The 15612-nt window shown below is 67.4% G+C and carries 15 protein-coding genes and 2 pseudogenes; 4 read left to right on the top strand and 13 right to left on the bottom strand.

Annotated features, from left to right (window positions below):
• The 3 genes from AD428_RS26050 to AD428_RS10420 form a co-directional block, all read right to left on the bottom strand.
• Positions 1-430 (bottom strand): hypothetical protein (locus tag AD428_RS26050; protein WP_200908023.1); only part of this gene is annotated, 430 nt, incomplete at its 3' end.
• Positions 431-474: 44 nt separating this feature from the next.
• On the bottom strand, positions 475-837 hold the full coding sequence (locus tag AD428_RS10415; protein WP_053245124.1) for a DsrE family protein: 363 nt from the start codon (positions 835-837) through the stop codon (positions 475-477).
• Positions 838-893: 56 nt separating this feature from the next.
• Positions 894-1139 (bottom strand): sulfurtransferase TusA family protein, encoded by a 246-nt coding sequence (locus tag AD428_RS10420; RefSeq protein WP_053245125.1) that lies wholly within the window; start codon positions 1137-1139, stop codon positions 894-896.
• A 463-nt stretch (positions 1140-1602) separates the two neighbouring features.
• On the opposite strand from AD428_RS10420, the pseudogene AD428_RS10425 reads away from it, so the two are divergent.
• A pseudogene (locus AD428_RS10425) lies at positions 1603-1836 on the top strand (MBL fold metallo-hydrolase); the annotation flags it as partial.
• A gap of 73 nt (positions 1837-1909) precedes the next feature.
• A complete protein-coding gene (gene gph / locus AD428_RS10430) occupies positions 1910-2620 on the top strand; it encodes a phosphoglycolate phosphatase (protein ID WP_053245127.1) in 711 nt (236 codons plus the stop codon).
• On the opposite strand, the gene AD428_RS10435 is transcribed toward gph, so the two are convergent.
• Positions 2598-5549, bottom strand: a complete 2952-nt coding sequence (locus tag AD428_RS10435; protein ID WP_053245128.1) for an autotransporter outer membrane beta-barrel domain-containing protein — start codon at positions 5547-5549, stop codon at positions 2598-2600. The two genes, gph and AD428_RS10435, sit on opposite strands and share 23 nt — an antisense overlap.
• 196 nt (positions 5550-5745) lie before the next feature.
• Between AD428_RS10435 and AD428_RS26740 the strand changes: the two genes are divergently transcribed.
• Positions 5746-5913, top strand: coding sequence for a hypothetical protein (locus tag AD428_RS26740; protein ID WP_160318565.1), 168 nt, complete (start codon positions 5746-5748; stop codon positions 5911-5913).
• 10 nt (positions 5914-5923) lie between these two features.
• Here the strand turns inward: AD428_RS26740 and AD428_RS26745 are convergent, their stop codons facing one another.
• From AD428_RS26745 to glmS, 3 genes are all read right to left on the bottom strand, one after another.
• A complete protein-coding gene (locus AD428_RS26745; protein WP_160318566.1) occupies positions 5924-6085 on the bottom strand; it encodes a hypothetical protein in 162 nt (53 codons plus the stop codon).
• A 207-nt stretch (positions 6086-6292) separates the two neighbouring features.
• Entirely contained in the window at positions 6293-6583 is a 291-nt protein-coding gene (locus tag AD428_RS26055; protein ID WP_152968042.1) for a hypothetical protein, read from the bottom strand.
• Between the two features lie 13 nt (positions 6584-6596).
• Positions 6597-8429, bottom strand: coding sequence for a glutamine--fructose-6-phosphate transaminase (isomerizing) (gene glmS, locus AD428_RS10440; protein ID WP_053245129.1), 1833 nt, complete (start codon positions 8427-8429; stop codon positions 6597-6599).
• Between the two features lie 151 nt (positions 8430-8580).
• Here glmS and AD428_RS10445 point away from each other — a divergent pair, with 151 nt between their 5' ends.
• The gene (locus tag AD428_RS10445) at positions 8581-9069 is read left to right on the top strand and encodes an Lrp/AsnC family transcriptional regulator (RefSeq protein ID WP_053245130.1); all 489 of its coding nucleotides are present in this window, start codon (positions 8581-8583) and stop codon (positions 9067-9069) included.
• Positions 9070-9081: 12 nt separating this feature from the next.
• Here the strand turns inward: AD428_RS10445 and AD428_RS10450 are convergent, their stop codons facing one another.
• The 6 genes and pseudogenes from AD428_RS10450 to AD428_RS10475 all read right to left on the bottom strand — a co-directional run.
• A complete protein-coding gene (locus AD428_RS10450; protein WP_053245131.1) occupies positions 9082-10140 on the bottom strand; it encodes a glycosyltransferase family 4 protein in 1059 nt (352 codons plus the stop codon).
• Entirely contained in the window at positions 10137-11459 is a 1323-nt protein-coding gene (locus AD428_RS10455; protein WP_053245132.1) for a UDP-glucose dehydrogenase family protein, read from the bottom strand. Before AD428_RS10455 ends, AD428_RS10450 begins: the two co-directional genes overlap by 4 nt.
• A gap of 93 nt (positions 11460-11552) precedes the next feature.
• Entirely contained in the window at positions 11553-12938 is a 1386-nt protein-coding gene (locus AD428_RS10460; RefSeq protein WP_053245139.1) for an MFS transporter, read from the bottom strand.
• A gap of 56 nt (positions 12939-12994) precedes the next feature.
• Positions 12995-14368 carry a bifunctional UDP-N-acetylglucosamine diphosphorylase/glucosamine-1-phosphate N-acetyltransferase GlmU gene (gene glmU, locus AD428_RS10465; RefSeq protein WP_053245133.1) on the bottom strand — a complete coding sequence of 458 codons (1374 nt, stop codon included), beginning with the start codon at positions 14366-14368 and terminating at the stop codon, positions 12995-12997.
• A gap of 103 nt (positions 14369-14471) precedes the next feature.
• Positions 14472-15200, bottom strand: a pseudogene (locus tag AD428_RS27775) (PhaM family polyhydroxyalkanoate granule multifunctional regulatory protein); the annotation flags it as partial.
• Positions 15201-15240: 40 nt separating this feature from the next.
• A partial coding sequence (locus AD428_RS10475; protein WP_152968043.1) for a glycine zipper 2TM domain-containing protein occupies positions 15241-15612 on the bottom strand: 372 nt, incomplete at its 5' end.

Genomic DNA, 15612 nt, shown 5'->3' on the forward strand with positions numbered 1-15612 from the left:
GTTCAGGGCAATGAGCGACTTGGGCACGTCGGCCAGGAGGCCGCCCGCGATGCCCAGCCCGACCAGCGACAGGGCGGGCGCCAGACAGCTCACGCACAAGACGGACACGGCCAGCACCCCCGCTGCCGGCAGCCACCCCGGCCGAGGCCGCGCCGCCGCGGCGGCCGACAGCCAGCGCGAACGCCATGAAGGCCAATGCCAGGCCCACCGTGATAGCGGTGAAGTACTCCTGCTTGCGCACGAAGCTGATCGCCCAGGCCTGCGGGCGCTCGTAGGCCAGCGTGCCGCCGGCGGCGAACTCGCCGGGCAGGAAACCGCACGCTTCCGCCGCGGCCGGGGTGGCGGGCACCTCGAACACGGCATAGCTGACGGCCGCATAGCCCAGCGCGGCCAGAAGAAAGACAATGCACATCAGGCGACGGGGAATCATGGGAACCTCCCGGCGGGTGGCGGGGCGGGACGCGCCCCGAGGGATCAATAGCAGATGCTGGGCGCACCGTCGCTCATGAACTCGACCAGCTTGGCGCCGCCCACGATCTTGGCGCCGGCGACCAGCTTGTTCTCGTCCAGCCCGCGTTTCTTGAAGCAGGGCGAGCAGACATAGATCTCGCCGCCGGCGGCCGCGAAGCTGTCCATCAGCTCCTTCAAGGGCGCGAAGCCTTCTTCGTGGATATCGTCGGCGTAGCCCTGCTGCGACAGACGAGTGCCTTCGATGGACAGGAACACCACGGTCTGCTTGTCGGATGCGACGGCGGCATTGGCGACGACGAAGGCCACCGTGGCCTTGTCGGTATCGTTCTTGGAGCAACTCAGGGAAACGACGAATTTTCCAGCCATGGCGATTCTCCTTTGGCGACAATGAAAAGAAGGCGGCGAGAGAAGCGCCGCCGTTCCTACCAATCCGGCCGGGACCGTATCCAGAACGTGTGGGTCTCGGGCTCGTAGCGTTCCAGCTCGTTGCGGGTCATGCGGCAGAACGCCGGAATATCGTGTATCGCCCCGGCGTCATGGGCCACGACGCGCATGACCTTGCCGGGCATTTTCTTCAGATGCTTGCGCAGCTTGAGGATGAGCTCGCCGCAGCCCATGTGGCCAGCATCCCAGAAATCGTCGCCTTCGTTGGGCGTCAGTGCAGGCATGGGGCAAGTCCGGACGAATATCGCCACGCGCTCCGGGGCGACGAGGCCCCGAACGCGCAAAGCCGGGTGCGGCCAGCGGGCATTGCTCCGCCGCGCTCAGGGTCGACGACCTTGAGCCGCGCGCGCGGCAGGCGCATGAGGAAAAACGGGCCGGAAGAAAAAACAGGCAGTCATCATGGCAAGGACCTTGCACAGTAACCAGGGGAAGCAGCCGGGCGGCCGCGGGTTTATGCATATTACCTGTCCGGCGGGAAAGACAAAAGACTTTGCGCCGGAACCCGAGTTCTTGCTCATCAACACGGTGGGCGCCGCGGGCATTGGTGCCCGCCGCACAACAGTGCGCTTCCCGCGGCGGGTCTACCGGGCGCAACACGCCAGACCTGCGATGCCGTCGTCATTTCTCCCGACGCAAGGACTTCCATGAACACGCACGACCCGCGGCGCGCTTCGCCGCCATGCCGGCCGGCTGACCTTCGCCGGCGACGCCATGTTCCCGGTGGGATTCGATCACCCCGAATGGCACAACGGCTTCGAGCACGACCCCGAGGAGTCCGCCCGCGTCCGCATCGCCCTCCTGCGCGAACTGGCGGAAAACCGCGGACTGCTCGTCGCCGCCCACCTGCCGTTTCCGTCCGTGGGCCGGGTCGCAGCCAATGGCGAGGCGTTTCGCTGGGTGCCGGTGATGTGGGACTACTGACTGCGGCGCAGGCGGGCGGTGACATACTATGGTTTGGCCGAGCTTTCCATCCACCATACGGGAACCCTGCACCGTGACTGAACTCACCACCCTGAACGGGGCAACCATCGCCTTCGACCTCGACGGTACCCTGGTCGATTCGGCGCCCGACCTGATCGGCGCCATCAACGCAATCCTGGTCGCGGAAGGCTTGCGGCCCCTGGCCTACGAACAAGGGCGCCCCTATGTCAGCCGCGGGGCCCGGTGGCTGCTGCAAAGGGGGCTCGAGATTGCTGGAGAGCGGGAGCCGGCCGCCCGCACGGCGGCGCTGTTCGGCCACTTCATCGACCACTACAGCGAACACATCGCGGACGAAAGCCGGCCGTTCCCGGGTGCCATTGATGCGTTGAAGGTTTTGAAAGCGGGGGGCGCCAGGCTTGTGGTCTGTACCAACAAGCCCACTGATCTGTCGCGCAATCTGCTGGCCAGGCTGGACATGGCGGAGCTGTTCGATGGGGTTGTGGGCATGGACGCGGTCACCGCGCCCAAACCCGATCCCGCCCACCTGATCGAAGCCGTGGACGCCGTGGGCGGCGACCTGTCTCGCACCGTCATGGTCGGCGACGCAGACATCGACGCCGGCGCTGCCAGAGCCGCCGGGACGCCGTTGATACTGGTCAGCTTCGGCTACACCGAAATCCCGGCCGCGCAACTGGCGCCCGACGTCCTGCTGCATCGCTTCGACGATCTGGCAGGCGCCTGCGCCGCCCTGCTGGGCCGGACTAGAAGCGCACGGCCAGCGTGAACAGGCCCGACTGCTGCCGGCTGCCGCCGCCGAACTGCGCGTCGTAGGCGATGCCGGCCGTCGTGTTGCGCGCGATCGTCATTTCCGCCCCCAGCCCGAACACCGCGGCGTCACGCGCGATGGGCACGCCTGCCACCGAGAAGGTGCTGCCGCCGTCGAAGGCCAGCTGCTGCTTCGGCTTCACGTCGCCCATTGCATGGCGCCAGCCCAGCGATGCGGTCAGGCGGCCCGGGGCATGGTCCGCGCCGAACGCCCACGCGCCGCGCAGGCCCAGCGTGGTGCTCGTCACATCGTCGGTGCGGCCCGATCCGTGCAGCGCGGCCGAGCCGCCCGATTCGTCGAAGCCGCGCGTGCGCAGGTGGTTCCACGCCATGCCGGCGTATGGCTCCACGGAATAGGCGTCGCCCACCGGCAGCCTGTAGCCCAGCTCGGTGAACACTTGCGTCGATGAGCCGTGATAGGACGACTCGAGCCGCTGGCTCAGGCTCCCGGCCGCCACGTCGCGTTTCGTGTCGATATCGTGCCAGGTGTAGGCCGCGCCGGCCATGAAGCGGAACCGGCCCGGACCGGCCCGGAAACTCCGTCCGCCGAACAAGGTCGCCGTATAGCTGTCGACATCCGTGCGCGACGACGTGTTGGCGATCGAACTATGGCTGCCGATGTAGCCCAGCGCGCCGCCCAAACGCCAGCCGCCGCCCACCGCCCCGTCGCCGCCGACGAAGAGGCCGCCGTCCGATTGGCGCACGCGGGAAGCGTTGCCGTCGCCCGCGAAGGTGCGCCAATTGCCGAATACCTGCGCCCAGACCGGATGCGCGCCGCTTTGCGGCAGGGCCTCGGACGACGGCGCACCCAACTGGGCCATGGGGCGTCCGGCCAGTGCCGGCGCGTCGAGGTTGCCGCGCAAACGGGCCAGCGGCAGCGTGCGCACGGTATCCCCCAGGCTCTGCAATACGCTGGCGGTGCTCGCATAGGCTTCGCCGGAAAGCATGTTCAAGGCCGAGCGCGCCTGCTCCGGCGTCATGGCAAGAACCGCCGTCGCCACCTGGCTGGCGCCGCTGCCTTCGGCCGCGTTCGCGACCGAACCCGTCAGGGCCTGGTTGCCATCGCTCGCCGACGGGGATGTCGCGCCGGTTGTGCTGCCGGCCGGCGCGCCGCCGTTTCCGGCCGAAACCGATGCGCCTGCCCCCAGGGACGCTTCATGACCAACGCTTGCGGAGGCGTTTTCGCTCGAGGACGATCCGGTCCCGGCCGACGACGCAGCGCTTTCGCCGCCGGACGATCCGTTTCCGGCCGATGGCGAAGCGCCTCCCGCCGCGGGTGGCGCTTCGCCATCCAGCGCGCCGCCCACGGCGCTCTGGTTTCCGGTGTCGCCCACGCTGCCGATCGGCACGTCGTTGCGCGTCAGCGTCATGAACGCATTCTTGGCGTCATAGCTCAGCGTGGGAGTGAGGAACGCATATGCGCTCGACGCGCCTGTGAACCGGCCCTGTATGCCGCCATCCGCCGTCAGGATGTTGTAGGTCGTGCGCGGCGCATAGTTGCCGTCGGGCCCCACATGCGCCACCGTGCCGTCGAGGCGGGCAACGCCCGTGACGTGGATGCGGTCGCTCGCGCTGCCCGCGGGGTCGGCATGCACGCGATAGACGGTGTCCTGGCCGAAGGCAAGATCGCCGTTGACGGTGAGCGTGCCGATGGGCGAGCCGTCGTTGCCCGGGGAGACGACCGCCGTGGGATAGAGCGTGGTGCTGCCCACCTGGCCCACGCCCGCCAGCACGACTTCGCGGCCGATATCGATGGGGCCGTTCAGTTTGCCGTCGATCTCCAGCGCGCCATCGGCGATCAGAATGGGGCCGGACAGGCCGCTGCTGTCGGCCCTCAGGATCAGCGAGCCCGGACCGGTCTTGACGAAGCCGCTCGTGCCTTGCAGCGGGTTGTCGATGGTGTCGACGAATTGGCCCGAGGCATAGGTGCCGTCGCCGACGACCAGGGCCGGCGGATTGCCGCCGTTGGCCACCAGGGTAATGGGCGCGCCTTGCACACGGTACCGGTCGGTGGCGAACTGGATGCCCGACACGCGCACGGAACCGGCTCCGCCATCGACAGTCACCGTGCCGGCCACGCCGGTGAAAATCGCGTATCCGCCATCGGGCAAGGCTCCCGCGGCATTGGTCGGGCTATTCCAGTTCGTGCCCGCCGCAGACCACGTACCGTCGCCGCCGCCCGCTCGCGTGGCCGACGCCGCGCCGTTGCCGTTCCACAAGTTCGTCGTGCTCGGCCCCAGGATGAGATTGATCTGTTTGTCGCCGGTCAGCGACTGGATGGCCGCCGCCGGCACGGAGTCGCCGGTCACCGCGCCCAGCGACAGCCCGTTGCCGCTCAGCGTGCCGCCGTACGACAGGATGCGGTAATAGCCGGCGTTGACGCCCAGCGTATTCACCGAAACATTCAGCGTCGTGTTATTGAGGCTGACGTTGCCGCTCACGGTGATGTTGTCGCCCGTGCCGGGTTGCGTAATGGGCAGCCCCGCATAGCCCGTCTCGAAATCGAACACGGCATTGTTCATCGACAGATTGCCGTTGACCACGAGGTTGCCGTTGGAAACCCCGGTGGGCGTGCCGACGGCATACCCGGGCGCGACGCGCGAATTGCCCGTCACGCTCAGATCGCCATTGATCGAACCGAAACCCGCAATCACGCCATTCGACGCGGCGGAGACGTTCCCGCCGATTGCGACGCCCGCCCCGCCGCCATTGCCGCCGACCACCAGCGTGCCGCCGCTGACGTCGACCCCGCCGGGGAAGCTGGCCGAACCGTCGAATACCTGGGTATTGCCCGGCGCAACCGTCAGGTCCGCGGCCGTAACGCTACCGCCATAGGACGCGCTCAGCGCGAACGTCGCGGCCAGCCATTTCTTCGTGCCAGATAACAATGTGGTTCCTCCCTGTCTCGATGTCCCGACTCCATACCCGCGCATTACCAGATCGCTATAAACGTATCCTTACGTAATAAACCAATCCGGACGAATGGGATGAGCCTTCGGAAAAAAAGGAGGCAATGTATACCTATTTTTTTGCGGTACCAACAATTAATGGGGAGACAATGCGTAGATTATCGAGATGGCACGAATGGATACCAACCACGGTCGCTGGTTAATAAAAACGGATACCATCCTGCTCATTTTGGATGGCGTTCATGGACACCATCCTTCGGTCAAAACGGCACGCAGCGGATACCATCCGTATCTACGCGCCTGCCCGCTCGCCACGCGCTTTTCGGTCGCGATTTGGAAATAAATGGATACGATCAGGCGATGACGATGGGCGCCCGGCCCCACTTGGCCTTTACGGGGCGACAGGCTTCGGAATGCCCGGAATGCAGACGGCCCCGGCGCTCCGGAGGCCGATCTTCTTTGCGCATCAGCACATCGCAGGCAGCCGAAACTCCGCGGCCCTGCGCCAGTTCCATGGTTATTCTCTTGGCGTTGGCGGTTTCCGCTTTCTTTGCCTTTCGCCCAGATACCTGTTCGGCAATTACCGGGGTTGCCGGGACGATCGGCTCCTGCTTCGCAGGTGCGCAGTTCGCGCGCTGATGCATAATGCCGAGAAATGCCGTATCAAATATCTCGGCAGCGGAAATCCGGTTATATCAGCAGCGCCCGTCCAGCAAAATCCATTATGAGAACTCAGCCAGATCGCAAGGATTCCAGACGCCCGTCGCATTATCCTTGAAAATCAGGAGAATGAGATTTGAATATAAATTTCCACAGATTCCCGGATAACAGAACAACTGATATTGGCGCGCAGCCCCAGCAATCGCGCGTGCGTCGACCGCCGCGTGCGCGGACAGTCCGCCCCGGCTCCAGGCCGCAACCGGCCCTTTCTCCCCGATCTCCGCACCAGAGACAAAACAGGCCGCATCCGCGGCCTGTCCCATTTCTTCCCTGACAACAGGAAGAACGATCAATCCACAACCACCCTCACTCCACCGTCACACTCTTGGCCAGATTGCGCGGCTTGTCGACGTCGGTGCCGCGCGCGCAGGCGGTGTGGTACGACAGCAGCTGCAGCGGAATGGTGTGGAGGATGGGCGAGAGCTTGCCGTAGTGTTCGGGCATGCGGATGACGTGCATGCCTTCGGCGCTCTGGATCTTGCTGTCGGCGTCGGCGAAGACGTAGAGCTCGCCGCCGCGCGCGCGGACTTCCTGCATATTGGATTTCAGTTTTTCCAGCAGGGCGTCCTTGGGCGCGATGGTGACGACGGGCATGTGCTCGGTGACGAGCGCGAGGGGGCCGTGCTTGAGTTCGCCGGCGGGATAGGCTTCGGCGTGGATGTAGCTGATTTCCTTGAGCTTGAGCGCGCCTTCGAGGGCGATGGGGTAGTGCATGCCGCGGCCGAGGAAGAGCGCATTTTCCTTGGAGGCGAAGCGATCGGCCCAGGCCATGATCTGGGGCTCGAGCGCGAGCACGGAGCCGATGGCGGCGGGCAGATGGCGCAGGGCCTTGAGGTGTTCGGCTTCCTGTTCGGCGGTGAGGCGGCCGCGCGACTGGGCGAGCGCCAGGGTGAGCAGGAACAGCGCGGTGAGCTGGGTGGTGAAGGCCTTGGTGGAGGCCACGCCGATTTCGACGCCGGCGCGGGTGATGTACGAGAGCTTGCACTCGCGCACCATGGCGCTGGTGGCGACGTTGCAGATGGTGAGGGTGTGCTCCATGCCGAGCGAGCGCGCGTGCTTGAGGGCGGCGAGCGTGTCGGCGGTTTCGCCGGACTGCGAAATGGTGACGACGAGCGAGCGCGGGTTGGGCACGCTGTCGCGGTAGCGATATTCGCTGGCGATCTCGACGTTGACCGGGATCTGGGCGATGGATTCGATCCAGTACTTGGCGGTGAGGCCGGCGTAGTAGCTGGTGCCGCAGGCCAGGATGAGGAGCGAGTCGATCTCCTTGAAGATCTTGTAGGCGTCGTCGCCGAAGAGCTCGGGAGTGATGCTTTCGATGTCCTGCAGGGTGTCGCCCACGGCGCGCGGCTGCTCGAAAATTTCCTTCTGCATGTAGTGGCGGTAGGGGCCGAGTTCGGCAGCGCCGGAGTGCACGTGCACGGTGTGGGCCTGGCGCTCGACGGGACGGCCGTCGGCGTCGACGATCCAGACGCGCGAGAGCTGCAGGTCGGCGACGTCGCCGTCTTCGAGGTAGATGATCTGGTCGGTGGTGCCGGCCAACGCCAGCGCGTCGGAAGCGAGGAAGTTCTCGTCCTTGCCCAGGCCCACCACCAGGGGCGAACCCTGGCGCGCGCCAACGACGCGGTGCGGCTCGTCGCGGCAGAAGACGGCGATGGCGTAAGCGCCCTGCAGGCGGCGCACCGCCTGCTGCACGGCTTCGAAGAGGTCGCCGGCGTAGAGGTGGTTGACCAGGTGGGCGATGACTTCGGTGTCGGTCTGGCTTTCGAAGACGAAGCCGGCGGCCTGGAGTTCGGCGCGCAGCTCGTCGTGGTTCTCGATGATGCCGTTGTGCACCAGCGCGATGCGCGGCTCGTCATTGCCCAGGTGCGAGAAATGCGGGTGGGCGTTGTGGGTGGCGGGCACGCCGTGCGTGGCCCAGCGGGTGTGGGCGATGCCGGTAAAGCCGGACAGGTGATCCTGGGCGACCTGCTCGGCCAGCTCGGCCACGCGCTGGGTGCTGCGGGTGCGGCGCAGGTGTCCGTCGAGGTAGACGGCCACGCCGCAGGAATCGTAGCCGCGGTATTCCAGACGCTTGAGGCCTTCGATGAGAATAGGGGTGATGTCGCGCTGGGCGACGGCGCCAACAATGCCGCACATGGGAAACGACTCCGGAAAGTTCAATATGGACCGCATTGTGCGCGTGAAGACAAGAAATTTGATTTCTTTATCTACTATGCAATGACAGATTATTCCCTTACATATTTGTGATTAAATTATATTTCATTTAATTAATATTATTGAACGAATCATGCAAAATCACGAGCCCGCGCTCCCCGATCTGGACGATCTGGACCTGCGCATCCTGGATCAACTGCAGGAAAACTGCGCGCTGACCAACCAGGATCTGGCCCAGCGCGTGCATGCCTCGCCGCCCACCTGCCTGCGCCGGGTGCGCCGGCTGGTGGAGGAAGGCGTGATTTCGCGGCAGGTGGCGATCCTGGCGCCGGAGAAGCTGGGCAGCACGCTGACGGCCATCGTGGAGGTAACGCTGGACGTACAGGCGGCGGAACGGCTGGCGGAGTTCGAGGCCGCGATGCAAGCCGAGCCGGCGGTGCTGCAGTGCTACCGCGTGTCGACAGGGCCGGATTTCGTGGTGATTGCGCAGGTGCGCGACATGCCGGCGTATCACGCGCTGGTGCACCGGGCCTTTACGGCGGCGGCCAATGTGCGCAACGTGCGCACGTTTTTCTCGGTGCACCGCGCCAAATTCGAAACACGCATCAATGTGCGCGGCTGAGGCGCGCGGCCTTCAGCGGCGCGCGAGCAGGGCCTGGAAACGCGCGAGGTAGCGCTCGCCCATTTTCTGCACGTCGTGCTCGTCGCGCACGTAGGCGTAGGCGCGTTCGGTGACTTCCCGGCGGAATGCGGCATCGTCCAGGCAGCGCGCCATACCGGCGGCCAGCGCCTGGAAGTCTCCCACCCTGCACAGCACGCCGCGCCCGTCAGCCAGGCTTTCCTTGAGGCCGCCGGCGTCGGTGGACACCACGGGCACGCGCTGCAGGAAGGCGTCGAGCACGCTGCTGCCCAGGGCCTCCTCCTCGGAGCTCATGACGAACACGTCGAGGATGCTGTAGAAGTCTTCCACGCCCTTGCGAAAGCCGGCGAAGCGGTAGATGTCTTCGATGCCCAGCAGGCGGGCTTCGTCGCGGGCCTGCCGCTCGCGGTCGCCGCCGGCGCCGAAGTGCAGGAAGACGAAATCGCGCCGGGTCTTGGCCAGCTCGCCCACGGCCCGCACCAGCGTGACGGGATCCTTGTCGCGGATGAGAGCCGCCGAGGTGGCCAGCACTTTCTTGCCCTCGAGGCCGAATTCGCGCACCAGGGCCTGCACGTTGGCGGCGTCGATCTGGTGCGGCTCCACGGCGCTGCGGATGATGACGGGCTCGATGCCCAGCCGCCGCGGTTCGCTGGCCGCCATTTCGCTGATGGCGACGAAGAGGTCGGCGTGGCGCCATTTGAAGCCGGTTTTCCACTCCTCGTTCGGCTTGACCACGAAGGAGGTGCGCCGCGAGAACGCCACGGGCCGGCGGTGCAGCCACTTGGTGAGCACGGCCCAGGTGATGGTGTTGGCCGTCTGGGCGTGGAGGATGTCGTAGCGGCCGGCGCCGGCCAGGAAGCGCAACTGCGCGGGCACGTTGCGCAGCGCATGGACGGTGTAGCCTTCGGCGCGGGCGCGCTCGGCCAGCGGGCCGCCGGCGCGGCACATCAGCTCGACCTCGTGGCCCGCCTTGCGGAAGGCGCGCATGCAATAGAGCGTCTGGCGCTCGCCGCCGCGCCAGCCTTTTTCGAAGTTGAGCTGCAGGATCTTCATGCGCGGCCGATGCCCGAGTAGTCGAAACCCAGGGCGCGCACGTCGGCCGGGTTGTAGAGATTGCGGCCGTCGAGAATGAGCGGCGTCTTGAGCAGCGCCTTCACGCGGTCGAAGTTGGGCGCGCGGAACACCTTCCATTCGGTGACGATCAGGAGCGCGTCGGCGCCGTCCAGTGCGTCGTACATGTCGCGCGCGAAGCTCACGCCGGGCTGTCCCACCAGGACGCGGGCCGCTTCATGCATGGCCACGGGGTCGTAGGCGCGCACTTCGGCGCCGCGCCGCGTGAGCTCGGCGATGACGGTCAGGCTGGGCGCTTCGCGCATGTCGTCGGTGTTGGGCTTGAAGGCCAGGCCCCAGAGCGCGATCTTGCGGCCGCGCAGGTCTTCGCCACAGCGGTCGACGAGCTTTTGCGCCAAGCGGAACTTCTGCGCACGATTGGCGGCCTCGGCGGCCTGGATCACGCGCATGGGCAGCGCATGTTCGGAAGCGGTGTTGACCAGGGCCTGCACGTCCTTGGGGAAGCAGGAGCCGCCGTAGCCCGCGCCGGGGTACAGGAAATGGTAGCCGATGCGCGGGTCGGCGCCGATGCCGCGGCGCACCTGCTCGATGTCGGCGCCCAGCGCCTCGGCGAGGTTGGCCATTTCGTTCATGAACGAGATACGCGTGGCCAGCATGGCGTTGGCGGCGTATTTGGTAAGCTCGGCCGAGCGCACGTCCATGACCATGAGGCGGTCGTGCGTGCGCTGGAACGGTTCGTAGATGCGGCGCATGACGCCGATGGTGAACTCGTCGTCGGCGCCCACGATGACGCGGTCCGGGCTCATGAAATCGTTGATGGCGGCGCCCTCTTTCAGGAACTCCGGGTTGGATGCCACGCTGAACGGGATATCCACGCCGCGCGCGGCCAGTTCGCGCGACACCACGGCCCGCACCTTGTCGGCGGTGCCCACGGGCACGGTGGACTTGTCCACGATGAGCTTGCGCGAGGTCATGTGCCGGGCAATGTTGAGCGCCGCGGCCAGCACGTACTTGAGGTCGGCCGAGCCGTCCTCGCCGGGCGGCGTGCCCACGGCAATGAACTGCACGTCGCCGAAGGCCACGCTCTGCGCCACGTCGTCGGTGAACGACAGGCGGCCGGCCTCCACGTTGCGGCGCACCAGCTCTTCCAGGCCGGGTTCGTAGATGGGGATGCCGCCCTGGCGCAGCAGGTCGATCTTGGCCGAATCCAGGTCCAGGCACATGACTTCGTTGCCCATGTCGGCCAGGCATGCCCCCGACACCAACCCTACGTAACCCGTGCCCACGACGGTGATTTTCATGCCCGAACGCCTTTCAGATAGGTAAGCTTGCGCGCCCGGCCGGTAAAGCCGGGCGTCGGCCGCCATTATAGAAGCCGGCGCCGCCGCGCCGCTCTAGGGACGCAGGCGGGTGAAACGCACCGTATTCACCGCCACCGCCATGGCGGCGCAGGCCGTGCCCAGCAACAGGGCCAGGCTGGGGCCGTGCGCCACGCTCAGGCCGAAGGCGATGGCCACGAGCGCGGTGCCGAAGCTCTGCCCGAACACGCGCGTGGTGGCCTGCAGGCCGCCCGCGGCCCCGCTGCGCGCACGCGGGGCCGCCGAAAGCAGTGCGCGGTTGTTGGGCGTCTGGAAGAACCCGAAGCCCACTCCGGCCACGAACATGCCCGCCAGGATGGGCGCGTTGGAAACATCGGTGGGCAGCGCGGCCAGCCAGAGCATGCCGGCCACCATGGTGGCCGCCCCCACGCCGCTGAGGGTGGCGGCGGAATAGCGGTCGGACAGCCGGCCCGCCAGCGGCGCGATGATGGCGGTGCCCACCGGCCAGGCGCCCATCAGCATGCCTACCTCGAGGTAGGGCCGGCCCAGCACCTGCTGGAAGTAAAACGGCAGAGACACGTAAGAGGCCATCTGCGCCGCGAACGTGCAGGCCGATGCGCCCACCGCGTAGGCCAGCGGCCGGATGCGCAGCAGGTCCACCGGCACCAGCGGCGCGGGCTGCCGCGAGGCGCGCCGCACCAGGAACAGGCCGAACACGGTGGCGATGGCCACCATGCCGATGCCGCGCAGCAGATCCTGCCCCATCATGTCCACGCCGGAAATGAACACGCCGAGCGTCACCATGCTGAGCAGCGCGCTGATCCAGTCCAGCCTGACGTTGTTGCGCGGCACTTCGGGCAGATGGCGCAGGCCGAACATGGCCAGCACGCAGATCGGCAGGTTGACCGCGAAGATCCAGGGCCAGGGCGCCACCGACAGGATGGCCGAGCCCACGGTGGGGCCGAGCACCGACATCACCGCCACCGTGGTGGCGTTGATGCTGATGCCCCGTCCAAGCAGCTTCAGGGGATAGATGTTGCGCACCAGCCCGCCGAACAGGCACATGAGGGTGGCCGCCCCCACGCCCTGGAACATGCGCGCGAAGGTGAGCTGCACCAGCGTGCCCGCCAGCGCGCAGCCCAGCGAGGCCAGCGTGAAGAGCACCAGGCCGAAGGTGAACATACGGCGGAACCCGATGCGCTCGGCCAGCGCCGACATGGGCAGCAGCATGGTGACCACGGCCAGGTTGTAGGCGTTGACGATCCACACCGCCTGCGCGGGCGCGGCATTGAGGTCCACCGCGATGGTGGGCAGCGCCACGTTCGCGATGGTGGTGTCCAGCACCGACAGGCTGATGCCCGTCATGACGGTGGCCGCGGCCCAGTAGCGTCGCGGCGTGGGCAGGCCGTCCGGCGCCGCCCCGGCCCGCCCGGGGCCGGTATGCGCGGCGCCCGTATGCACGGCGCCCGTATGCGCGGCGCCCGCATGCACGGCGCCCGCCTTTTCCTGTGGGGCGGTCACGATTTCTTGACCGGGCGCTGCCATCCCTCGACGGTGACCTGCCGCGCGCGCGAGACGGTCAGCCTGTCGGCCGGCGCGTCGCGGGTGAGCGTGGTGCCCGCGCCCAGCGTGGCGCCGCGGCCCACGCGCACGGGCGCCACGAGCTGCGTGTCGGAGCCGATGAAGGCATCGTCTTCGATGACGGTGCGGTGCTTGTTCACGCCGTCGTAGTTGCAGGTGATGGTGCCCGCGCCCACGTTGACGCGCTGGCCCACGTCGGCATCGCCGATGTAGGCCAGGTGGTTGGCCTTGCTGTCGGCGCCCAGCACGCTTTTCTTGATTTCGACGAAGTTGCCCACGTGGGTGCGGTCGCCCAGCTCGGTGCCCGGACGCAGGCGCGCATACGGACCGATGCGCGCGTCGCGGCCCACTTCGGCCTGGTGCAGATGGCTGAAGGCCTCGATGTGCGTGCCCGCGTCGACGGACACGTCGCGCAGCACGCAGTGCGGGCCGACGCGCACGCCGTCGCCCAGCGTGACCTGCCCTTCGAACACGCAGCCCACGTCGATGAAGACGTCGCGACCGCAGACGAGCGAGCCGCGCAGGTCGAAGCGCGCGGGATCGGCCAGCGTAACGCCGGCTTCGAGCAGGCGGCGCGCCTGCTCGCCCTGCCAGCGCCGCTCGAGCTCGGCCTGCTGCACGCGGCTGTTCACGCCCAGCGTTTCCCAGGCGGCGCCCGGCTGGGCGGCGCCCACGGTCACGCCATCGGCCACGGCCAGGCCCACGGTGTCGGTCAGGTAGTACTCGCCCTGCGCATTGTTGTTGCCGATGCGGCCCAGCCAGTCTTTCAGGCAGGCGGTGGGCGCGGCCAGAATGCCGGTGTTCACTTCCTTGATGGCGCGTTCGGCCTCGGTGGCGTCCTTGTGCTCCACGATGCGCGCCACGTGGCCCTGCGCGTCGCGCACGATGCGGCCGTAGCCAGTGGAGTCTTCCAGCACCTCGGTCAGCACCGCCATGCCGTCGCCGCGCGCCTGCAGCAGGCGCTGCAGGGTGGCCGGCTGCACCAGCGGCACGTCGCCGTACAGCACCAGGGTGACATCGTCCTTGCCATCGCCTTCGAGCAGTTGCGGCACGGCCTGCTGCACCGCGTGGCCCGTGCCGTGCTGGGGCTGCTGCAGCGCGAAGTGCAGGTCAGCGTGGCCTTCGAACGCCTGGCGCACGCGCTCGGCGCCGTGGCCCACCACCACGACGATGCGGGCGGGCTCCAGCTGGCGCGCGCTGTCGAGCACGTGGGCCAGCATGGGTTTGCCGGCCAGCGTGTGCAGCACTTTGGGAAGATCGGACTGCATGCGTTTGCCCAGTCCGGCGGCAAGTATCACTACATTGAGCATAGATTCTCGTTGAAACGCGCCGCGCCGGCCCTCGCGGGCCGGTGGCGCCTGGATTGAAAAAATCAGGTCGGGCCGGAAGGCGCGCCATTCTTCCTGGCGCGCGGCGCGGACTTGCGGGCTGCCTTGGAGGCCGTTTTGGCGGCCGCCTTGGACTGCGTCTTGGACGCGGGCCGGGTTTGCGCGCCGGCCGCCGCGCCTTGCGCGCCTGCGGCGGCTGTGCGGCCTGGGCCGAGGGCATGGTAGCGGCCGTGGCCGCCGCGATCTGGCTGAACTGCCGCTGCAGGAGATCCCACCACGCCTTGGAGGCCGACTGCGCCGCCTGCCCCATCTGCTCGCTCATGCCGGGGCCGGGCGGCTGCGCCGAAGCGCCGGCCTGCGCGGCGCCGCCCTCCCCGCCCGCCTTGTCCGGCTCGGGCGCGGCGGCCTCGGCCTGGCGCGGCGCGGGCTTGATGCCCAGCACCACTTCCAGCGGCGAGGCCGCGCCGCTGTCGCGCACGGCGCTCATGTCGAGATTGGCCGCGCTGTCGACGAATGCACGCAGCGTGCTGATGGTGGAACGCTGCACTTCCATGCCCTGGATGGTGCTCGAAAGCATGGAGAGGTTCATGCGCAGCCAGTTTTCGACCGACCGCAGCTCGGCGATGCGGCGGTCGAGTTCTTCGAGGTTCATGGGGGGAGCGATGGGCAGGCTGCTGGCCAGCCCGCCTGGGCCGGTGAGGCCGGCCCAGGCCTGGCGCATCATTTCCATGCTCGCCAGCAGCGGGTTTCCGGACAGTTCGGAGCTCTGGCCCAAGCCCGGCAGGACGAACGGGTTGCTGTGTTGATCGCTCATTCCAGGTCTCCCCAAGAATCGAAGACGCCGCGATCCGGGCTCACCATCCGGACAGCAGCTGATTGTTTTCCACGCGCACGTGGTCGCCGGAGGCGAAGGCGAAGGGCTGCGCACTGCGGAACTGGCGCTTGCTGCCGTCGCCCATGCGCACGGTGAGCTCATAGTGCGTCACTGTTTGTTGCTGTCTGATATTACGCTCAACTTCGCGGCCTGCCAAAGCCCCACCGACCGCGCCCAGCACGGTGAGCGCCGTCTTGCCGTGGCCGCCGCCGAACTGGTTGCCGACCACGCCGCCCGCGACGCCGCCGGCAATGGTGCCGATGAGATGGTCGCCGTTATCTTGCGCGGGCACGCGGACTTCGCGCACGGACTCGACCACGCCGCAGGTGCCGCAAGCCGCCTGCGCCGGCGC

It is taken from the genome of Achromobacter sp. DMS1 (genome assembly GCF_001270295.1).